19 protein-coding genes are annotated in these 19,867 nt (G+C 72.0%); 11 read left to right on the forward strand and 8 right to left on the reverse strand.

The genetic code is table 11. The annotated features are described in order from the left end of the window. Positions 1–256: 256 nt before the first annotated feature. From ACLQ24_RS15580 to ACLQ24_RS15605, 6 genes are all read right to left on the reverse strand, one after another. Positions 257–1,303 carry a LacI family DNA-binding transcriptional regulator gene (locus tag ACLQ24_RS15580; protein WP_425892278.1) on the reverse strand — a complete coding sequence of 349 codons (1,047 nt, stop codon included), beginning with the start codon at positions 1,301–1,303 and terminating at the stop codon, positions 257–259. A 79-nt stretch (positions 1,304–1,382) separates the two neighbouring features. Next, on the reverse strand, positions 1,383–2,816 hold the full coding sequence (locus ACLQ24_RS15585) for a GH1 family beta-glucosidase (protein WP_425892279.1): 1,434 nt from the start codon (positions 2,814–2,816) through the stop codon (positions 1,383–1,385). Continuing rightward, the gene (locus tag ACLQ24_RS15590) at positions 2,813–3,715 is read right to left on the reverse strand and encodes a carbohydrate ABC transporter permease (RefSeq protein ID WP_425892281.1); all 903 of its coding nucleotides are present in this window, start codon (positions 3,713–3,715) and stop codon (positions 2,813–2,815) included. The genes ACLQ24_RS15585 and ACLQ24_RS15590 overlap by 4 nt, the downstream gene beginning before the upstream one ends. Positions 3,716–3,728: 13 nt before the next feature. Further along, the gene (locus ACLQ24_RS15595; protein WP_425892283.1) at positions 3,729–4,715 is read right to left on the reverse strand and encodes a carbohydrate ABC transporter permease; all 987 of its coding nucleotides are present in this window, start codon (positions 4,713–4,715) and stop codon (positions 3,729–3,731) included. Positions 4,716–4,823: 108 nt separating this feature from the next. After that, positions 4,824–6,134, reverse strand: coding sequence for an ABC transporter substrate-binding protein (locus ACLQ24_RS15600; RefSeq protein WP_425892285.1), 1,311 nt, complete (start codon positions 6,132–6,134; stop codon positions 4,824–4,826). A 258-nt stretch (positions 6,135–6,392) separates the two neighbouring features. Then, a complete protein-coding gene (locus ACLQ24_RS15605; RefSeq protein ID WP_425892287.1) occupies positions 6,393–6,938 on the reverse strand; it encodes a plasmid pRiA4b ORF-3 family protein in 546 nt (181 codons plus the stop codon). Positions 6,939–7,088: 150 nt separating this feature from the next. Between ACLQ24_RS15605 and ACLQ24_RS15610 the strand changes: the two genes are divergently transcribed. The 11 genes from ACLQ24_RS15610 (at position 7,089) to ACLQ24_RS15660 (ending at position 19,356) form a co-directional block, all read left to right on the forward strand. Continuing rightward, on the forward strand, positions 7,089–7,835 hold the full coding sequence (locus ACLQ24_RS15610; protein ID WP_425892289.1) for a pyrimidine reductase family protein: 747 nt from the start codon (positions 7,089–7,091) through the stop codon (positions 7,833–7,835). Positions 7,836–8,057: 222 nt separating this feature from the next. Then, entirely contained in the window at positions 8,058–9,821 is a 1,764-nt protein-coding gene (locus ACLQ24_RS15615; RefSeq protein ID WP_425892291.1) for an ATP-binding protein, read from the forward strand. Positions 9,822–9,836: 15 nt separating this feature from the next. Then, on the forward strand, positions 9,837–10,985 hold the full coding sequence (locus tag ACLQ24_RS15620; protein ID WP_425892293.1) for an exonuclease SbcCD subunit D: 1,149 nt from the start codon (positions 9,837–9,839) through the stop codon (positions 10,983–10,985). Then, a complete protein-coding gene (locus ACLQ24_RS15625; RefSeq protein WP_425892295.1) occupies positions 10,985–13,459 on the forward strand; it encodes an AAA family ATPase in 2,475 nt (824 codons plus the stop codon). The genes ACLQ24_RS15620 and ACLQ24_RS15625 overlap by 1 nt, the downstream gene beginning before the upstream one ends. After that, the gene (locus tag ACLQ24_RS15630; RefSeq protein ID WP_425892296.1) at positions 13,456–14,424 is read left to right on the forward strand and encodes a hypothetical protein; all 969 of its coding nucleotides are present in this window, start codon (positions 13,456–13,458) and stop codon (positions 14,422–14,424) included. Before ACLQ24_RS15625 ends, ACLQ24_RS15630 begins: the two co-directional genes overlap by 4 nt. A gap of 15 nt (positions 14,425–14,439) precedes the next feature. After that, complete coding sequence (locus ACLQ24_RS15635) at positions 14,440–15,297, forward strand: spermidine synthase (RefSeq protein WP_425892298.1); 858 nt, start codon at positions 14,440–14,442, stop codon at positions 15,295–15,297. A 137-nt stretch (positions 15,298–15,434) separates the two neighbouring features. Further along, positions 15,435–16,127 carry a sigma-70 family RNA polymerase sigma factor gene (locus ACLQ24_RS15640; RefSeq protein WP_425892300.1) on the forward strand — a complete coding sequence of 231 codons (693 nt, stop codon included), beginning with the start codon at positions 15,435–15,437 and terminating at the stop codon, positions 16,125–16,127. After that, positions 16,124–16,906: an anti-sigma factor family protein gene (locus ACLQ24_RS15645; RefSeq protein ID WP_425892302.1), complete on the forward strand. Its 783-nt coding sequence runs from the start codon at positions 16,124–16,126 to the stop codon at positions 16,904–16,906. Before ACLQ24_RS15640 ends, ACLQ24_RS15645 begins: the two co-directional genes overlap by 4 nt. A 205-nt stretch (positions 16,907–17,111) precedes the next feature. Beyond that, positions 17,112–17,762 (forward strand): COG4315 family predicted lipoprotein, encoded by a 651-nt coding sequence (locus tag ACLQ24_RS15650; RefSeq protein ID WP_425892303.1) that lies wholly within the window; start codon positions 17,112–17,114, stop codon positions 17,760–17,762. Positions 17,763–17,891: 129 nt separating this feature from the next. Further along, positions 17,892–18,812, forward strand: a complete 921-nt coding sequence (locus ACLQ24_RS15655; RefSeq protein ID WP_425892305.1) for a DNA-3-methyladenine glycosylase family protein — start codon at positions 17,892–17,894, stop codon at positions 18,810–18,812. Between the two features lie 49 nt (positions 18,813–18,861). Beyond that, complete coding sequence (locus ACLQ24_RS15660) at positions 18,862–19,356, forward strand: GNAT family N-acetyltransferase (protein WP_425892306.1); 495 nt, start codon at positions 18,862–18,864, stop codon at positions 19,354–19,356. On the opposite strand, the gene ACLQ24_RS15665 is transcribed toward ACLQ24_RS15660, so the two are convergent. Both ACLQ24_RS15665 and ACLQ24_RS15670 read right to left on the reverse strand, forming a co-directional pair. Next, complete coding sequence (locus ACLQ24_RS15665; RefSeq protein ID WP_425892308.1) at positions 19,331–19,486, reverse strand: hypothetical protein; 156 nt, start codon at positions 19,484–19,486, stop codon at positions 19,331–19,333. The two genes, ACLQ24_RS15660 and ACLQ24_RS15665, sit on opposite strands and share 26 nt — an antisense overlap. 53 nt (positions 19,487–19,539) lie before the next feature. Then, the gene (locus ACLQ24_RS15670) at positions 19,540–19,752 is read right to left on the reverse strand and encodes a hypothetical protein (protein WP_425892310.1); all 213 of its coding nucleotides are present in this window, start codon (positions 19,750–19,752) and stop codon (positions 19,540–19,542) included. Positions 19,753–19,867 lie beyond the last annotated feature (115 nt).

Genomic DNA, 19,867 nt, shown 5'->3' on the forward strand with positions numbered 1-19,867 from the left:
CGGGCCGGGCAGGGCCGGGCCGGGCCGGGCAGGGCCGGGCCGGGCCGGGCAGGGCCGGGCCGGGCCGGGCAGGGCCGGGCCGGGCCGGGCAGGGCCGGGCAGGGCAGGGCAGGGCCGGGCAGGGCCGGGCCGGGCCGGGCCGGGCCGGGCAGGGCCGGGCAGGGCAGGGCAGGGCCGGGCAGGGCAGGGCCGGGCAGGGGGCCCAGGCAGGGCGGGGCCCGGGGCGGGGTGGGGGTGGGAGGTGGGGTGGGGTGGGTCAGGCGCTGGCTCGGTGGACCAACTGGGTGTCCAGGAGGATGTGGGGAGCGGGTAGGTCGTCGCCGCGGATGCGGGCGACCAGCAGTCGGGCCATCTGCCGGCCCATCTCCTCCACCGGCTGGAAGACCGAGGTCAACGGTGGGTCCGCCTGCCGGGCGACCGGCGCGTCGTCGAAGCCGATCACGGCGACGTCCTCCGGGACCCGTCGACCGGCGTCACGCAGGGTACGCAGCGCGCCGAACGCCATCAGGTCGGACGCGATGAAGACGGCGTCCAGGTCCGGGCAGGCGTCCAGCAGTCGGCGCATGGCGGTCGCCCCGCTGCCCTCGCTGAAGTCGCCGTACGCGATCAGGTCGGGGTTGACGCCGACGCCGGTGGCCTTGACGGCCTCGGTGTAGCCGGCCAGCCGGGCCAGGCCGGCGCCCATGTCCTGCGGGCCGGCGATGGTGGCGATCCGCCGCCGACCCTGGCCGGTCAGGTACTCCACCGCCTGCCGTGCACCGCCAACGTTGTCCACGTCGACGAACCAGGCCGGCTGGGCGCCAGGTTGCAGCATCCGGGCCGGTCGGCCACCGAGCACCGCAGGTAGGCCGCGCTCCTCCAGGAGGGTGGGCAGCGGATCGGAGTCGTGCAGCGACAGCAGCAGTACGCCGTCGACGTGCTGGTTGGTGAGGTGGTGCTCGACGCGCTCCCGCTCGACCGGCGACTGGGCCATCGCCAGCCAGAGCTGCATGGGCGTCTCCAGCAGACCGGAGCTGATCCCCCGCACGATCGCCGCGAAGAACGGCTCGGTGAAGATCCGCTCCCCGGATTCGGACACCACCAGGGCGACGGAGTCGGTCCGCTGGGTGACCAGCGCTCGGGCCGCGCGGTTCGGCACGTACCCCAGCTCGGCGATGGCCTGCTGGACCGCGGCCCGAGCCTCCGGGCTGACCTGGGGCGAGCCGTTGACCACGCGCGAAACCGTGCCCCGACCCACGCCGGCGCGCGCCGCGACCGCGTCGAGGGTCGGGCGCCCGAGCGAGCGGGTGCGCTGCGTTGTCATCGTCTGCTCCTCCGACGGCGGGCGGACCCGGCCCCACCCGAGGATGGACGCCGGGACCGCCCTGATGGCTGGCCCGTGCCTATTGTGCGGCCAGACCGTTGCGTCGGATCACCGAGGCGTACCACCTGGCGCTGGACTTGGGGATGCGAAGCTGGCTGTCGTAGTCGACGTGGATCATGCCGAAGCGCTTGGTGTAGCCCCAGGCCCACTCGAAATTATCCATCAATGACCAGGCAAAGTATCCCTGCAGGGGCACGCCCGCGTTGATCGCCTCGTGGCAGGCCCGCAGGTGGGCATCGAAGTAGGCCAGCCGGTCGACGTCGTCGACCTGCCCGTCGACGACGGTGTCGACGAACGCGGACCCGTTCTCGGTGACGTACAGGGGCAGGTCGGTGTACTCCTCGTGCACCCGCCGCAGGGTCTCCACCAGGCCCGGGGCGTCGATCTCCCAGTTCATGTCGGTGACCGGGACGCCCCGGGTGACGAATTGGACGTCCTCGCTGCCCGGCCAGCAGGAGGGTGCCCGCCAGTACGGCTCGGGCTCGGCGCCCTCGATCGGCGCGGCGACCACGTGCCGGCTGTAGTAGTTGATCCCGACCAGGTCCAGCGGCGTGGAGATGCTCGCCAGGTCACCGTCACGGACGTGGTCGAAGTCGGTGACCGTACGCAGGTCGGCCACCAGGTCCTCCGGGTACGACCCGCGCAGCAGCGGGTCGAGGAAGAAGCGGTTGGCCAGCCCGTCGATCCGGCGGGCCGCGTCGACGTCGGCGGGGGCGTCGGTGGCCGCGTCGACCGGGTACAGGTTGACGGTCACGCCCACCTCGGCCGTGGGCCTGGCGGCCCGCAGCGCCTGCACGGCCAGGCCGTGCCCGAGCATCAGGTGGTGTCCGGCGCGGACCGCGTCCGCGCCGTTGGACCGACCGGGGGCGTGTACGCCGGAGCCGTACCCGAGGAACGCCGAGCACCACGGCTCATTCAGCGTCGTCCAGTAACGTACCCGGTCGCCGAGCGCGTCGGCGACGAGCGTCGTGTAGTCGGCGAAGCGGGCGGCGGTGTCCCGCGACGGCCAGCCGCCAGCGTCCTCCAGCTCCTGGGGCAGGTCCCAGTGGTAGAGGGTGAGCCACGGCTCGATGTCGTGGGCCAGCAGCTCGTCGACGAGGCGCCGGTAGAAGTCCAGGCCCTGCGGGTTGGCCGCGCCCGTGCCGCCGGGCTGCACCCGGGGCCAGGAGACCGAGAAACGGTACGACTTCAGGCCTAGCTCGGCCATCAACGCGACGTCGTCACCGAGCCGGTGGTAGTGGTCGCAGGCCACGTCGCCGGTGTGCCCGTTGACCACCCGGCCCTCGGTGTGGCTGAAAATGTCCCAGATCGACGGGGTGCGGCCGTCCTCGGCCGCCGCCCCCTCGATCTGGTAGGCCGCGGTCGCGGCTCCCCACAGGAAGCCGGGCGGAAAGGTCAGCCCGGAACGCTCGTCGAGGAGGTCGACGGCGGATGGGCTGGCGGCGTTGCTCACGACTTGACGGCACCTTCCATGATCCCGCCAATGATCTGGCGGCCGAACAGAACGAAGACGATGAACAGCGGAAGGGTCGCGATGAGCGTACCCGCGAAAATCTGGGAATTGTCCGCGAAATATGCGGTGTTCAGACTGCGCAGCGAGATCTGCACGGTCGGGTTGGCCGGGTCGGCGAGCACCACGAAGGGCCAGAAGAACTGGTTCCACTGCTCCATGAAGGTGAGCAGCCCGAGCACAGCCGCCGCCGGTCGCAGCGCCGGCACCACCACGTGCCAGTAGACACGCCAGGTGGAGCAGCCGTCGACGCGGGCCGCCTCGATCAGCTCGTTGGGCACCGCCTGCTCGGCGTACTGGCGCATCATGAAGATGCCGAAGCCGCCGATCAGGAACGGCACCGTCACCGACGGCATCGTGTTCAGCCATTCGAGCTTGGCCATCAGGATGTACAGCGGAAGCACGCCGAGCTGAATGGGAATCATCATCGAGGCCAGGATGATGAGCAACAGCGCGTTCTTGCCGCGGAAGCGCAGCTTCGCGAACGCGAACCCGGCGAGCGAGCCGAAGAACACGGTCGCCACCGTGATCGTGCCCGACACCAGGAACGAGTTCATCAGGCCTTTGACGATGTTCGCGTCGCCGTTGTCGAGCACCCGCTGGATGTTCTCGCCCAGCTTGCCGCCCGGCAGGAACGGCGGCGGCCAGGAGTTCGCCGCGTCGCTGGTCCGTGAGGCGATGACGATCATCCAGTAGAACGGGAAGAGCGACAGGATGACGCCGAGGACGAGCCCGAACCAGGTGAGTGGGCTGGCCGTCCAGAGCTTCTCCGCCCGGTGGCGGATGCCGGCGCGTTCGGCCGGTGGCCGGACCGTCGGCGGTCGCAGAGTGGTACTGGTCATGGGTGGGCCACCCTCACTTGTCGGAGCTGATGCGGCGGGCCAGCAGGTAGTTGAGGAACGAGACGGACGCGATCAGCAGGAACAGCACCAGGGCGACGGCGCCCGCGTAACCCCACCGGAACCGCTGGTTCATGACGTCCAGCAGGTACATCGTGATCGTCTGGAACTGCCCCTCCGTGCCGCCGGAGAGCGCGCCCGAGCCGCTGGTGAACATCAACGGCTCGGTGAAGAGCTGCAGGCCACCGATGGTCGAGATGATCAGCGTGAAGATGATGGTGGGACGCAGCTGCGGGATGGTGATCGACCAGAACTGGCGGCGTTGCGAGGCGCCGTCGAGGGCGGCTGCCTCGTAGACGTCCTTGCTGATCGACTGCATCGCCGCGAGGTAGATCAGGGCGTTGTAGCCCACCCACCGCCAGTCGACCATCGTGGCGATGGCGAACCAGGAGGCGAAGCGGTTGGCCCGCCAGTCGATCGGGCCGACACCGACCAGGTCCAGCAGCCAGTTCATCAGACCGAAATCGCGGGCGTAGATCATCGAGAAGATGAGCGCCACCACGGCGGTCGAGGTGATGATCGGCATCGCGATGGCCAGTCGGAAGAACATCTGGCCGCGGATGCGCCGGTTCAGCGCGTTCGCCAGCAGCAGCGCGATGAGCAACTGCGGGATGGTGGAGAGCGCGAACATCCCGAAGGTGTTCACCACCGCGTTCCAGAACTGCGGGTCGTTCGTGAACAGCTCGACGAAGTTGTCCAGACCGACGAAGCTGATCGTCGCGTTCATCGGTGACCGGTCGGTCATCGCGATCCAGAACGTGTAGACGATCGGGTAGACGCCGAAGATCGCGAAGAGCACGAAGAACGGCAGGACGAAGACGTACGGGGTGAAGCGCAGGTCCAGCCGGTTCAACTGCCGGCGGCGCGCCGTTGAGTGGCGCGGCGCCGGGCGCGGCCCGCGGGCCGACGCGCCCGGTGGCGCGGGGGTATTCAGGGAGCTCATGAGCGGTCCTTCACACTCGGCGGCACCTCGTGGGGCGCCGCGGCAGGGCGTTCGACGCGGGTCACGGGTGGCGCCGGAGCGGCACCACCCGTGAGCGCGTCACAGCCGTTACTTGCCTGCTGCCTGGCCGTTCTTCACCGCGTCCTGCCAAGCGGCGTCGGCGGCCTTGCCCTGCTCGATGCTGCGCAGCGCGTTCTCGACAGCATCCCGGACCGCCTGGTTCTTCGGGCCGAGGTAGACCGGCTTCAGCTCCTTCGCGCCGGCGGCGAAGATCTTGCCGATCGGCGCGCCGCTGAAGTACTCGTTGGTCGCGGCCAGCACGGCCGGGTCCTCAAGAGCCTGCGGCGACGAGGGCAGGTTGCCGACCTTCTTGAACGCCTCGGTCTGGCTCTTGGCGCTGGTCAGGAACTTGGCCAGCTCGGCGGCTTCCTTCTGGTGCTTGCTGGCCTTCGGCACGGCCAGCCAGGAACCGCCCCAGTTACCGCCGTTACCCGGCGCCTTGGCGACGTCCCACTTGCCAGCCGCCGCGTCACCGGCCTGCCCCTTGATGACACCGGTCATCCACGCCGGGCAGCCGATGGTGGCGAAGCTGCCGTTCTTGAAACCGGCGTTCCACTCGTTGGAGAAGCTGCGCAGGTTGTTCGACAGACCCGCGCTGATCATCTTGGTGGTCTGCTGGAACGCGGACTGCACGTCCGGGTTCTCGCCGACGACGAGCTTGTTGCTCTTGTCGAAGTAGGTGTAGCCGTTGCCCGCGCCCGCCGTCTGCATCAGCACGATGTTGTAGAAGTTGGTGGCCGAGTCGACGAACTTGTGCTTCTTGTCGGCGGCGGCGAACTTCTGACCCTGCTCGATGAAGGCGTCCCACGTCGGCCAGAGTGCGCCGACCTGCTCACGGTCGGTCGGCAGGCCCGCGGCCTTGAAGAGGTCACTGCGGTAGCAGACGGCCATGCCACCGACGTCGGTGCCGAGACCGAGCACCTTGCCGTCCGGAGTGAGGCCACCCTCCCACTTCCAGGGCAGGAAGTTGCCCTTGAGGTCGTTGGCGCCGTGGTCGGCCAGGTTCACGAACTTGTCGGCCTGCGCGAAGAACTGCACGATCGTGCCCTCTTCGAGGGCGACGACATCACCGGCACCGGCCCCGGCGGTGATCTGCTGCGTCAGCCGGGTGTTGTAGTCGCCCAGGCCGAGGCCCTTGCCGCGCTCCTGGATCGTGACGTTCGGGTGCTCCGTCTGGTACTGCTTGTAGAGATCCTCGTAGCCGAAGCCCTGGTCGCCGAAGACGTCGACGACCAGGGTGACCTTGCCGCCGTCCGAATCGGACGACGAGTCGCCGTCGCCGCAGGCGGTCGCCGCGGCGAGCACGGCGACCGACGCGAGCGCGATCGCCGCAAAACGGCGACGTGAGGTGACGCTCATCCTGACCCCTCTCAAGTGGTGAGGCTTGGTGTGTCGTACGTGGTGGGGGGTGCTGTAGCGCCCCGCGCCGCTCAGCGGTGGCCGTGGACGTCTGGGGAGAGCTGTGAAGGAGACTTCCGCCACACCGCCGGGAGCGCTCCCATGAGATTGCCGGGGTGCTATCAGGGTGTCAATAGACCGTTGGGAGCGTTCCCAGATCGTTACCGCCCTGTTTCAGACCGGTACCCCGGGGCATCGACGCCGGCCCGACCGGCCAGTTCAGCAGAAGCGGCGCAGCAGCGTGGTGGCGACGGCGGGATCGAAGAACGTCGGGTCGAAGCCGTCGGTGACCCAGCCCGCCAACAGCGCCCGCTCCGGATGAGCAGGATCGGCCAGGGCCGCCAGCAGCGCCTGGTAGCCCACCGGGCCACCGATGCCCTCCGGCGGGCAGGCACGCTCCCCATCCAGGCAGAGCGGGTACCGCTCGTCGTGGTCGGCGGTCAGCACGTCCTCGACGACCAGGTCGTGCTCCCACCAGTCACCGAAGTCGTACGTGTAGGAGAACCTGCTGCCCTTGCCGAGCACCGCGTCCAGCCGGACGTCCAGCTCGTCGTGCAGCGCCAGTCCCCCGTCCGGGTCGGGCTCGCCGTACGCCACCGCGTCGATCTCGAACGAGTGCAGGTGGCAGTCCCGCCAGCCCATCGCATGCTGCGCGACCCGGTGCAGCCGGTCGAGCGTGTAGCCAGCCGGGACGAGCACCCGCCGCCACACTGGCGGACGGACGCCGGCGAGGGACATCTTCAGCTGGAAGATCTGACGCGGCATGCTGTCCTGTCCTCCCGCGGCTTAGGCTGCGAGCATGATCTGCCGAGCGTGCCGGGCCCGGCGGCACGACGACTGCCCGGGCCGAAACTGGTGCGACTGCCAGCACCGTACCGCCGAACCGACCCCTCCGGTCACCGGTCCGGCCGGCGAATGACGGTCGGAATTCCGATCCGGAGGCTCTGGCCCGAGCCGTCCCCCGAGCCGCTCGACGACGCCACGCTGACCGCCCTCTACGGCCGCGCCGACCAGCCCCGGCTACGGGTCAACTTCGTCTCCAGCCTGGACGGTGCGGTCACCGTCGACGGCTACTCCGCGGGGCTGTCGGGCGAGCCGGACAAGCGCGTCTTCGGCCTCCTGCGGATGGTCTGCGACGCCCTCGTGGTAGCCGCCGGCACCCTGCGCCACGAGGGGTACCGGGCCGTGCGCCTGGACGAACGCCGTCGCGCCTGGCGGCGGGCGAACGGGCTGGCCACGTACCCGACGCTGGTGGTCGTCTCCGGCGCCCTCGACCTGGACCCGGCGCAGGCCGCGTTCGCCGACGCGCCGGTACGACCGATCGTGCTCACCCGCTCCGACGCCGACCCGCCACCCGGCCTCACCGACGTCGCCGACGTGCTGCGCTGCGGCGTCGGCCGGGTCGACCTCGCCGCCGCCCTGGCCGAGCTGCACGGGCGCGGGCTGACCCAGTTGCTCTGCGAGGGTGGCCCGCACCTCCTCGGCGCGCTCACCGCCGCCGACCTGGTGGACGAGCTGTGTCTCACCATCGCGCCGCTGCTCGCCGGCCCAGGACCGGGGCGGATCACCGCCGGCGACGCCACCGGACCCCGGCACCTGCCGCTGCGGCACGTGCTCGCCGCCGACGACGGCGTCCTCCTGCTCCACCACGCCCGCGTCTGACGGCTCCACCACGCCCGCGCGTGACGGCTCCACCACGCCCGCGTCTGACGGCTCCGCCGCATCCGCGCGTGTGACGGGCCGTCGCTCGCCCACACACCCAGCGTCGCGAGTGTGACAGGGCATCGTGTCGTCCGCCGCGTCGCGTGGCGACCTGTCGTACTCCTCGGGCAGGATGCACGTCATGCTTCCCGACCGTGCTGCCCGACCGACCCACCTCGACCGATGACCGACGCCGGTCTCGACGACCTCGACGGCCCGGGCGAGCTGGTCGGCCGGGTGCTGGGCACCGCCGATGCCACCCCGTTGCAGTTCTGGACGGCCGTGGCCCCCGGCAGCTACCTCCAACTCGACGACGTGGTGGTCACCCGTCGTGAGCTGCCCAACCGCGAGCCGGTGACGATCGCCGGGGTGGTCACCCAGGTCCGGGCCCGGCACGAGGGTGCCCAGTTCGACTCGGACGTCTTCGCCATCGCCGACGGCACATTGCCCGCGCAGGTGCAGGAGGCGGCCGAGGTCACCACCACCCGGGTCGACCCGGAGCTGTACGTGCCGCCGACGCCGGGGGCCGTGGTGCACCGGGCCGAGGGCGACGCGCGGGCCCGCGCGCTGCACTTCGACCGGATGGAACGGCGCATCCCGATGGGTATGGGCCGCGACGGGGTGCCGGTCTACCTCAACGCCGACTTCCTCGACGGCAGCCGGGGCGCGCACGTGTCGATCTCCGGCATCTCCGGCGTGGCCACCAAGACCAGCTTTGCCACCTTCCTGCTCTACTCGGTGTTCCGCTCCGGCGTCTTGGGCGGCGACGCGGTCAACGCCAAGGCGCTGATCTTCAACGTCAAGGGCGAGGACCTGCTGTTCCTCGACCACCCCAACACGCGCCTCGACGAGCCGACCCGGGCCGCGTACGCGAAGCTGGGCCTGAGCGCCGGTGCCTTCCCCGACGTCCGGGTGTACGCCCCGCCCCGGGTCGGTGACGCGGCCGGCACCCCGGACGTGAGCAGCCGGCTGACCGGCGTGGACGCCTTCTACTGGACGTTGAGCGAGTTCTGCTCGGACCGCCTGCTGCCGTACGTCTTCGCCGACGCCGACGACGAGCGCCAGCAGTACACGATGGTCGTGCACTCGGTCGCCGCGCACCTGGCCCGCTACGCCCAGCCCGCCGATGGTGGGGTGAGCATCGACGGGGTCCGGCTCGGGTCCTACGGCGACCTGGTCGACCACATCGTCGAGGCGCTCAATGACGACGAGACCCGCTCCGACTGGGCGGGCAGCGCGGTCGGTCTGGGCACCGTCAACGCGTTCGCCCGTCGGCTGATCGGCAGCAAGAAGGACCTGGCCCGGCTGATCCGCGGCGACCTGGCCGTCCGTCGCCCGCACTCGATCAACACCAGCGAATCGGCGCAGGTGACGGTCGTCGACCTGCACAACCTCCCGGATCGGGCCCAGCGGTTCGTGGTGGGCGTAACGCTGAAGAGCGAGTTCGAGCGCAAGGAGAAGTCCGGCACCGCCAAGCCGCTGCTCTTCGTCGTCCTCGACGAGCTCAACAAGTACGCGCCCCGGGAGGGCTCCTCCCCCATCAAGGAGGTGCTGCTCGACATCGCCGAGCGGGGTCGGTCGCTCGGGGTCATCCTGATCGGCGCCCAGCAGACGGCGAGCGAGGTGGAGCGGCGCATCGTCACCAACTCGGCGATCCGGGTGGTCGGCCGGCTCGACCCCGCCGAGGCGTCCCGCCCGGAGTACGGCTTCCTGCCGCCGGCGCAGCGGCAGCGGGCGCTGCTCGCCAAGCCGGGCACCATGTTCGTCAACCAGCCGGACATCCCGGTGCCGCTCTGCCTGGAGTTCCCGTTCCCGGCCTGGGCCACCCGGGTCTCCGAGGCGGGCCGGGCCCCCTCGGAGACACTGCGCTCGATCACCCAGTCCGCCGACCCGTTCGCCGTGGTGGGCTCGGGCGGCGGCAGCACCGACGACGACATCCCGTTCTAGGGGGCCCGCACACCCATGAAAATCCTGCACACCTCCGACTGGCACGTGGGCAAGGTGCTCAAGGGGCAGTCCCGGGCCGAGGAGCACAAGGCCGTGCTGGCCGGGTTGATCGACATCGCCCGCGCCGAACAGCCGGACCTGGTGATCGTCGCCGGTGACCTCTACGACACCGCCGCACCGACCTCGGAGGCGACCCGCCTGGTCACCCGGGCGTTGACCGCGCTGCGTCGTACCGGCGCGGACGTGATCGCGATCGGCGGCAACCACGACAACGGGCCCGCGCTGGACGCGCTGCGCCCGTGGGCCGAGGCCGCGGGCATCACGCTGCGCGGCGGGGTACGGGAGAATCCGGCCGAGCACGTCATCGACGGCACCACGGCCGGCGGGGAGCGCTGGCAACTGGCCGCGCTGCCGTTCCTGTCCCAGCGGTACGCGATCCGCGCGCTGGAGATGTACGAGCTGACCGCCGCCGAGGCAAACCAGACGTACGCCGACCACCTGGGTCGGGTGCTGGGCCGGCTCACCGAGGGTTTCTCGGAGCCGGACCGGGTGCACCTGGTCACGGCCCACCTGACGGTGATCGGCGCGGCGGCCGGCGGCGGCGAGCGGGACGCGCACACGGTGCTCGGCTACGCGGTGCCGGCCACCGTCTTCCCGGCGACGGCGCACTACGTGGCGCTGGGTCACCTGCACCGGGCGCAGCGCGTCGAGGGCCCGTGCCCGGTGCGGTACAGCGGCAGTCCGCTCGCCGTCGACTTCGGCGAGCAGGAGAACGTGCCGTCGGTGACGATCGTCGAGGTGACCGCCAGCACGGCCGCCCGGGTGCGGGAGGTGCCGGTGACCGCGGCGAGCGCGCTGCGGACGGTACGCGGCACGCTGGCGCAGCTCGCCGAGATCGAGGCGCCGGACGCCTGGCTGCGGGTGTTCGTACGGGAGCAACCCCGCGCGGGCCTGCGCGAGGAGGTCCAGGAGCTGCTTCCCCGGGCGCTGGAGATCCGGATCGACCCGGAGCTGCTGGCGGCGCCAGGCAGCGGCACGCGGATCGCGCAGCGGTCGGGGCGTTCTCCCCGGGAGCTGTTCGGCGACTACCTGGACAGCCGGGGCCACGACGACGAGGGTGTTCGGGAACTCTTCGACGAGCTCTTCGAGGAGGTCGATCACTGATGCGACCGATGCGCCTCGACATGGCCGGGTTCACGGTCTTCCGGGACTCCACGACCGTCGACTTCACCGACGCCGACTTCTTCGCACTGATCGGGCCCACCGGTTCAGGCAAGTCGACCGTGTTGGACGCCATCTGCTTCGCCCTCTACGGCACGGTGCCCCGCTGGGGTGGCGCGCGGGGGTTGGCCAACGCCCTCGCGCCGTCGGCAACCGAGGCCAGGGTGCGGCTGGTCTTCGAGTCCGGTGGCGCCCGGTACGTGGCGACCCGCGTGGTGCGCCGGGACGGCCGGGGCAACGTCAAGACGGCGAACGCCGGGTTGCAGGTGATGCCGGCCGGCTTCGACGTGACCAAGCTCGACACCGGGTTGAGCCCGGACGACCTCGGCGAGGTGGTCGCCGGCACGCCCGCCGAGATGGAGCAGGCGGTACTGGAGGCGGTCGGGCTGCCGTACGAGCAGTTCACCAGTTGCGTGGTGCTACCGCAGGGGCAGTTCGCCGACTTCCTGCACGCCAAGCCGGCCACCCGGCAGCAGATCCTGGTCAACCTGCTGGGTCTCGGCGTGTACGAGGACGTACAGAAGAAGGCCACGGCCCGCGCGGCGCAGGCGGAAGCCAGATTGGACGCGGTCGACCAGGTGCTCGCCGGCCTGACGGGGGTGGACGACGAGGCGTTGGTCGAGGCCGACGCCCTCGTCGACCGGATGGTCGAGCTGGCCGGCGCCCTGACCGGGGCCATGCCGGAGCTGGCGGCGGCCCGGGTACGCGCGCGGGAGGCAGCGGCCGCCCTGACCGCGCTCGACGACGAGCTGAGCGTGCTGTCCGGGGTCCGTGCCCCACGCGGGGTGGCCGAGGTGGCGCGTGCGGTGACTGCGGCACGGGTCGAGGCCGACGCGGCGGCCTCGTGGGTGTCGCTGGCCGAGGAGCGGGAGGAGAAGCTACGCGGTGAGCTGGCCAGCGCCGGCGACGAGAGCGCGCTGCGGCTGCACCTACGGGCGTACGACGATCGGGATCGGCTGATCGGCGAGGCCGACACGGTTCGGCCGGCGGTGCGCGCGGCGGACGTGGAGCACACGGCGGCGGTGGCGGCGCTGACCGCCGCCCGTGTGGACGCCGAGCGGGCCGACGCCGAGTTGGAGGCGGCCTTCCAGGCGCACGAGGAGGCGAAGGCCACCGATCTGGCGGTCGGCCTGCGGACGCATCTGCATCCGGGCGCGCCCTGCCCGGTGTGCGAGCAGCCGGTGGCGCGGGTGCCGGCGGTCCCGGCGGATTCGGCGGTGGCCGCGGCGACGGCGGCCGGCAAGGCGGCGCGGGCCGCCACGAAGGCCGCGCAGGCGGCGGTGCAGCAACGCGACGCCGCAGCGCGTGAGGCGGAGCGGCTGCTGGTGCAGGCCCGAGCCCGCCAGGAGCAGGTGGACGCCCGGCTGGCCGAGCTGGACGGGCAGCTCGCGGGCGCGGACGAGCCGGCGGTGCTGCGCCGGGAGTTGGCCGAGCACGCCCGGTTGCGACGCGCCTTGGACGAGGCGGCGACCGCCGTGCGGGCGGGCCGGGACAGCGCCCGCCAGGCCCGGGCGGGTGTGGAGGCGGCGCAGGAGCGGCTGCGGGCGACCTGGCGGGGCTTCGACACCGCCCGCGACGGGCTGGCCCGGTTCGGTCCGCCGGCCGCGGACCGGGACGACGTGGCGGCCTCGTGGGCGGCGCTGACCGACTGGGCGACCGCCGAGGCGGAGCGTCGCCGCGCCGACCGGGCCGGCCGGGCGACCGTCGTCGCCGAGGCCGAGGCGGCCGCCGACGCGGTGCAGCAGCGGATCGCCGACATCTTCGCCGCCGCCGACGTGCCGGTCGGCGACGATCCGGTACACGCCGCGACGGTCGCCGTGGAGCGGGCCGAGGCCGACCGACGCCGGCTGCGTGAGCGCCGCGAGCAGGCCGGTACGTTGCGCGAGCAGCGGGCCGGACACGAGCGTGAGGCGCAGGTGGCGCGGGCCCTCGCGGGGCACCTGCGGGCCAACAACTTCGAGCGGTGGCTGCTGGCGGAGGCGTTGGATCTGCTGGTCGACGGCGCGTCGGGGATCCTGCGGGAGCTGTCCTCGGGCCAGTACGAGCTGGTGCACGACAAGGGCGAGTTCTTCGTGGTCGACCACCACGACGCCGGGTTACGCCGGGGCGTGCGGACCCTCTCCGGTGGGGAGACGTTCCAGGCGTCGCTGGCGCTGGCGCTGGCGCTGTCCGAGCAGTTGGCCGGCATGTCGACGACCGCGGCGAGTCTGGAGTCGATCGTCCTGGACGAGGGCTTCGGCACGCTGGACGCGGCCACACTGGACACGGTGGCCGCGACGCTGGAGAACCTGGCCGCCCGGGGTGACCGGATGGTCGGCGTGGTCACCCACGTCGCGGCGCTGGCCGAGCGGATTCCGGTCCGCTTCGAGGTACGCAAGGACGCCCGCTCGGCGCGGATCGAACGGACCGGCCGGTGAGCGCGGGGAGTGCGGCGGCGTTCTTCGTCGACGCGTGGGACCCGGCGTACGGGGCGTCCTTCGAGGCGTCCGCCACCGGCCCGGCCACCCCGAGCAGCGCCCAGGTCGAGGTCGACGTGGAGCTGCCGGCCGTCGACTGGCGGGCGATCGGCGTACGCGCCGATGTCCGGGCGCCGGACGTGGTGCTCCTGGTCGACGGGGTCCGCCGCATCGACGCGAGCATCTGGACGGCGGAGGACGACGGCGGGTCGTTTCCGGGGCTGGCCGCGTCGTACGCGGCCGGAGTGGTGCGCTGCGACCTGGGTCGGGGCGCGGCGCAGTTGGCCGGCACGCAGGTGGGCCGGGGTCTGTTCACGGCGAGCCCGTCGGCGCAGGACGTGGTGGCGGGCGCGATCCGCTATCCGGTGCACCGGGTGGGTGGCGCGGGCGAACTGGCGAAGTTGCCGGCGGCTGTGCAGGCTCCGCTGACCGCGTTGGAGGTGGCGGTGTCCGACGCCGCCCGGGTCGACGGGGACCTGTTGGTGGTGGACGGTCCGCTGCGCAGTCGCCGCCATCTGCCGCGCACGCTCGGCTACATCAAGAGCCAGCACAGCCAGTACCTGGACGCCCGACTGACGGCGGTGGTGACCGGCCTGGCGCCCGGCGAGCGCTCGCCGGTCTTCCGGCTCGGTACGCCCTGGGGTGGCTGGTCGTGGTATCTGCGCCTGCCGGTGGCCGTGGGCGCGCCGTGGGCCGGCATCGTCCGGGTGGAGTGCTCGATCGAACTGTCCGTCGAGGCGGCGATCGACCTGGCCGACCTGTCGCTGGTCACGCTGCCCCGGTTCGCGTCGACGCCGTACAAGGATCCACGGGCACCCCAGAACCTGATCCCGATCGCCGGTCTGGAGCGCCGCCTGCGGGCGCTGCTCGGCGACTCCCGGCTGCTGCACCGCGCGTTGACCGCCGCGGCGCGCGTCGGCCGCTGAGCGGGCGGGGTCGCGGTGGGGCGCAAACGAACGGATGACCGGGTGGTCGAGCAGGTGGACACCGGGCGGGCTGAGCTGGTGCCGTCGCCGGACCGGCCCGGTTCGTGGACGCTGTTGTTGGACGGCGCGCCGCAGTCGCACGTCGACCTGACCGACCCCACGCACCTGGAGTTCGAGTACGTCCGGCGGCTGGCCGCCGCACTGGACCTGGTCGCGCCTCCCGGCGAGCCGCTGCGGGTGCTGCACCTCGGCGGCGGCGCGTTGACCCTGCCCCGGTACGTGTCGGCGACCCGGCCCGGCTCGACCCAGCGCGTGTCCGAGGTGGACGGTGCTCTGGTGGAGTTGGTGCGCCGCGTGCTGCCCTGGCCCTCGGACGCCCGGCTGCGGGTCCGCGTGCAGGACGCGCGGGCCGTGCTGGCCTCGACGCGGGACGCCAGCTACGACGTGGTGGTCGCCGACGTCTTCGCCGGTGCCCGCACCCCGGCGCACCTCACGTCGGTGGACTACGCCTCCGAGGTGGCACGGGTGCTCCGTCCGGCGGGCTGGTTGCTGGCGAACCTGGCCGACGGCCCGCCGCTGCGGTACGCCCGCAGCCAGGTCGCCACGGTGCGCACGGTGCTACCCCAGGCGTGCCTGGTCGGCGACGCGGCGGTACTGCGCGGTCGCCGGTACGGCAATCTGGTGCTGGTGGCCGGACGAACCGCTCCCCCGGTGCCGGCGTTGACCCGGCGGGCAGCCGGCGACTGGTTCCCCGGCCGGGTGGTGGCCGACGACGAGCTGGACCGCTTCGCAGGTGGGGCGGCGGTGGTGCGCGACGCCGACGCCACCGGCTCGGATCCGCCACCACCGGGGCTGTTCTCCGTCCGCCGCTGAACCGGTCCACTGGGGCCGGTTGGCGGCCCCGCCGGAACTTTTTTCGCGGTTCGTTGATCCGCTCGGGGCGTCGCTGCGTACCACCGGTCGGCCCGCCTCGTGGGCCGGCGTTGGTCACGGACATCCCGGAGGTCTACATGCATGCGGTGGCGGCCGGTTGGCATGGCGACGCGGTTGGCGCGGACTGGCTGTCCGCGCGGTCGTCATCGCGGTCGACCTCGTCTGCCCGGGGGGTCGACGCCCGAGCCACGTCTCGCCAAAATGGTCCGGTGACGCCCCGACCGGCGCCCGGGCGCCACCAGGCGACGACAACCGAGGCCAGCCACTCCGACCAGTTGATCCGGCTGCTCTACGCCGAGCACGCCGGCCCGTTGCTGATGTTCGTCATGCGGCTCACCGGGGGGGACCGGCAGCGCGCGGAGGACATCGTCCAGGAGACGCTGCTGCGTGCCTGGCGCAACGCGCACCGCCTCGGCACGCAGGGGCAGGGTTCGCTGCGACCGTGGCTGGTCACCGTGGCGCGTCGGATCGCCATCGACGAGCACCGCAGCCAGGAGGCCCGGCCGCCGGAGACGTACGACCGGGACCTGACCGCGTTCGCAGAGGCGGACAGCACCGACCGGGTGCTGCGCACGATGACGGTGGCGGACGCGCTGCGTACGCTGAGTCAGTCGCATCGGGAGATCCTGATCGCGACGTACTTTCGGGGGCGGACGGTGCCGGAGGCGGCCGAGGAGTTGGGGCTTCCGCTGGGCACCGCCAAGTCGCGGGTCTACTACGCGCTGCGCGCCTTGCGCACGGCTCTGCAGGAGCGGGGGGTGACAGAATGAGCCGGCCAGACCACATGGACGTCGCCGCGTACGCGCTCGGCGTACTCGACGAGCAGGACACCGAGCGGTTCGAGGAGCATCTCGCCGCGTGCTGGGCGTGCGCGGCCGAGCTGGAGACGATGGTGCCGGTGGTGGGCCTGCTCTCCGGCATCGACGGCGAGACGATGATGGCCCTGGAGCAGACCGCCACCGACCCGGCGCTGCTGGACCGGACATTGGTCGCGGTCCGGGCCGACCGGCGGCGCACCAGGTTTCGTCAGATGCTCGCGACCGCCGCGGCGGTGGTGGTCTTCGGCGGGTTGACGGGTTACGGCTTCGTGAGTGTGGCCGGGGACGAGACGCCGGGGACTCTCGCGGAGCCGACGACGAGCGCCGGCGCCAACGACCCGCCCACGAGCGCGCCGACCGCGCCGCCGAGTGGCCCGGGTGTTGGCGGCAACGAGGAGGAGGGTGACCAGGTCGACGCCACCGACCCGACGACCGGCGTCCAGACGACCATGTTCCTGGTCGAGCGGGAGTACGGCACCCGCATCAACTTCAGCCTGCGGAAACTGCCCGGCCCGCGTACCTGCCGATTGGTGGTGGTACGCAAGAACGCCGCCACGGAGGTGATTTCGACGTGGTCGGTGCCCGACGGTGGCTACGGGACGAACAACCGCCCGCAGGGTCTTGAGCTGAGCGCGTCGACGTCGGCGTTGACGAGCGACATCAAGCAACTCCAGGTGCAGTCGGTCGACCGTAACGGTGTGGCGAGTCCGCTGGTCACAGTGCCCATGTAGGGTCACGTGCCATCGTCGGCGCCGGCCATTGTTCCCTTGGCCGGCGTCGATGTGTTTTTCCTGGCGGGGCCTCCGCGCAGGGCCATACGGATGATCGTCCATTCCGGTTCAATCAAAATGCGTGAAATTGACCACTGTTACTTCTTCAACCTTGACAGCCCGCCCGCCGTACCTATGGGTGAACTGCCAAGAATGAGGAGGGCACGTGGCACAGATGAAGCGGACCGTCATCGTCGCGAGCGCGATGGTCGCACTAACGGCCTGCGCTCCCGCGGGTTACGACGGGGCGAACTCGGGCGCGGCTGAGCCGGTCGCCGTCGCCGCGGCCGAGCCCACCGCGTCGGCGGAACCCGAGGCGTCGGCCTCCGCGGAGGCGCCGGCTGCCGACGCGCCGCCGCCCGCGGACGTCGACCTGACCGAGCAGTTGATCGGCAAGAAGATCGCCCGCATGGGCAACGTCGTGACGGACCAGGACGGTTGGGTCCTGTACCGCTTCGACAAGGACACCGCCGACCCGCCCGCGTCGAACTGCGTCGACAAGTGCGCGCAGGTGTGGCCGCCGGCGTTGACCGATGGCAACCCGCAGCTCACCGGCCTCTCCGACGACAAGGTCGGCAGCGTCACCCGCCAGGACGGCACCCGCCAGCTCACCATCGGCGGCTGGCCGGTCTACCGCTACATCGGCGACAAGAAGCCCGGCCAGTGGAAGGGGCAGGCCGTCGGCGGCACCTGGTTCGTGGTCGACCAGAACGGCAAGAAGAACCTGACCTGCCTGCCCACCTCGACGCCGAAGGCCGTCGCGCCGCCGGCGGACAGCGGGTCGAGCGACGCCGGTGGCTCGGGCTACTCGTACTGATCCCGAACCGCCAGGGCACGATGGTGGCCGGTCGCCGCCGGGGATGGCGCGACCGGCCACCATCGTGCCCGGAGCGCGTCGGCGACGGCGGCGACCGGCACCGCAGCGTGACCTGGCAGAGTGGCAGGGGTGACCGAGACCGAGCCTGCCGCGACGAGGGTGCTGCACCCGCCCGTCGGCTACCGGCTGGCCGCGTCGGTCCGCGGCCTGACCTTCAGCCCGTACGACCCATGCGCGCGTGTCGCCGCCGGAACGTTCTGGTGGGCTACCCGCACCCCGGACGGGCCGGCGACCCTCGCCCTGCGGCCGGCGGGCGGTGAGCTGCTCGCCGAGGGTTACGGTCCGGGCGCCGAGCACGTCGTGGCCCGCGCCGACAAGATCGCCGGGCTGCACGACGACCTGACCGGCTTCGCCGACCTGGCGGCGGCGCACCCGCTCGTCGCCCGGCTGGCCCGGGAGCACCGAGGGCTGCGCATGCCCACCACCGGGCAGGTCTTCCCCCGGCTGCTGCGCGCGGTCTTCGAGCAGAAGGTCACCGGCAAAGAGGCGTACCGGGCGTACGCGGCGACCGTGCGGCACTTCCGCGAGCCGGCGCCCGGCCCGCTGCAACCGCTGCTGCTGCCGCCCGAGGCCGCCGCCGTGGCCGCCACGCCGTACTGGGTGTTCCACCCGTTCGGCGTGGAGCAGCGCCGGGCCGACACGCTGCGCCGCGCCGCCGCGCTCGCCGATCGGCTGGAGCGCTGCGTGGACGCCACCGAGGCCACCCGCAGGCTGACCGCCATCGCCGGCATCGGCCCGTGGACCGCCGCCGAGGTGGTCCGGATCGCCTACGGTGACCCGGACGCGGTAAGCGTCGGCGACTACCACATCCCGAACACCGTGGCCTGGGCGCTCGCCGGTGAGCCACGGGGCGACGACGCGCGGATGCTGACCCTGCTGGAGCCGTTTAGGGGGCATCGGGGTCGGGTGTGTCTGCTGCTGGAGGCCGCCGGCATCCAAGCGCCGAAGTACGGCCCGCGCGCCCCGATCCGCTCGTTCGCCCGCTTCTGAGGGACCGGCCAGCGATCAGCGGGCCGGCCGACTGTGGTGTGCTGCACGGATGAGCGTCGAAGCGACCATCGCCCCGGCCGGTGTCGCGGACGCCGGCGAGATCCTCACCGTGCAGCGCGCCGCGTACCTGACCGAGGCGCAGCACTACGCCGACCCGTTCCTGCCGCCGTTGACCGAGACGCTGGACGAGGTCCGGGCGGCGTTGAGCGGCCCGATGACAGTCCTCGCCGCCCGGCTGGGCCACCGGCTGGTCGGCTCGGTGCGGGCCCGCATGGACGGGGACACCGCGCACATCGGGCGCCTGTCGGTCGCACCCGACCAGCAGGGACAGGGCATCGGCGTTCGGCTGCTCGCCGCGATCGAGGCGGCCTGCCCCGCCGAGGTGGCCCTGTTCACGCTGTTCACCGGCGCGGACAGCGCCCGCAACATCGAGCTGTACCAGCGGTACGGCTACCGGATCGTGGCACACCGTCCGGACCCGAACGGCACCCCGTTGGCCGTGCTGGAGAAACCGGCCGTCAGCTCCGCTCGCAGCGACGCCTGAGCCCGTCGGCCTCCAGCCTGACGTAGCGGCTCAGCAGTCCGCCGTACAGCAGGCCGATCAGCCCGGCGAGCGGCCCGGCCTGGTCGACGGCCGCCTCGACCCGGGTACGTCCGCCGGGCAGCGGCAGCATCCACCGGCCGGTCCGATCGTCGATCGGGCCGTGGGTCCACCGGCCGCGCGGGGTCAGGCGGCTTCGCGCAGGTCGGCCAGGCTCAATGGGGTACGCCGCCGCAGCAGCTCCTCCAGCTCCGCCACGGAGCCGACCTCGCCGAGCACGTTGCGGCCACCGCCGAACCGCTGGGGATATCGACAGGTCAGCCGGTAGCGGTAGCGGCCCCGGATCAGCTCCACGCTCACCCGCCACCGCCCGCAGCAGTCACAGACCCACTCGGCCATTCCGTGAAACTAGCTCTGACGCGAAGATTCCCTTCGCGTCAGAGACTGTCGGGTAACTGGGTGGGGGCGGAACGTCACGCCGAGACACGTCGATGGAAGGTCCTCGACAAATAGA

This window comes from Micromonospora sp. DT4, from assembly GCF_049841675.1.
Taxonomy (GTDB): Bacteria; Actinomycetota; Actinomycetes; order Mycobacteriales; family Micromonosporaceae; genus Micromonospora.

Bases quoted from the DNA above. Each gene is read 5' to 3' on its own strand.
- ACLQ24_RS15580 (WP_425892278.1), bottom strand. From the start codon at position 1,303: ATGACAACGCAGCGCACCCGCTCGCTCGGGCGCCCGACCCTCGACGCG.
- ACLQ24_RS15590 (WP_425892281.1), bottom strand. From the start codon at position 3,715: ATGACCAGTACCACTCTGCGACCGCCGACGGTCCGGCCACCGGCCGAA.
- ACLQ24_RS15595 (WP_425892283.1), bottom strand. From the start codon at position 4,715: ATGAGCTCCCTGAATACCCCCGCGCCACCGGGCGCGTCGGCCCGCGGG.
- ACLQ24_RS15600 (WP_425892285.1), bottom strand. From the start codon at position 6,134: ATGAGCGTCACCTCACGTCGCCGTTTTGCGGCGATCGCGCTCGCGTCG.
- ACLQ24_RS15605 (WP_425892287.1), bottom strand. From the start codon at position 6,938: ATGCCGCGTCAGATCTTCCAGCTGAAGATGTCCCTCGCCGGCGTCCGT.
- ACLQ24_RS15610 (WP_425892289.1), top strand. From the start codon at position 7,089: ATGACGGTCGGAATTCCGATCCGGAGGCTCTGGCCCGAGCCGTCCCCC.
- ACLQ24_RS15615 (WP_425892291.1), top strand. From the start codon at position 8,058: ATGACCGACGCCGGTCTCGACGACCTCGACGGCCCGGGCGAGCTGGTC.
- ACLQ24_RS15620 (WP_425892293.1), top strand. From the start codon at position 9,837: ATGAAAATCCTGCACACCTCCGACTGGCACGTGGGCAAGGTGCTCAAG.
- ACLQ24_RS15625 (WP_425892295.1), top strand. From the start codon at position 10,985: ATGCGACCGATGCGCCTCGACATGGCCGGGTTCACGGTCTTCCGGGAC.
- ACLQ24_RS15640 (WP_425892300.1), top strand. From the start codon at position 15,435: ATGCATGCGGTGGCGGCCGGTTGGCATGGCGACGCGGTTGGCGCGGAC.
- ACLQ24_RS15645 (WP_425892302.1), top strand. From the start codon at position 16,124: ATGAGCCGGCCAGACCACATGGACGTCGCCGCGTACGCGCTCGGCGTA.
- ACLQ24_RS15660 (WP_425892306.1), top strand. From the start codon at position 18,862: ATGAGCGTCGAAGCGACCATCGCCCCGGCCGGTGTCGCGGACGCCGGC.
- ACLQ24_RS15665 (WP_425892308.1), bottom strand. From the start codon at position 19,486: ATGCTGCCGCTGCCCGGCGGACGTACCCGGGTCGAGGCGGCCGTCGAC.
- ACLQ24_RS15670 (WP_425892310.1), bottom strand. From the start codon at position 19,752: ATGGCCGAGTGGGTCTGTGACTGCTGCGGGCGGTGGCGGGTGAGCGTG.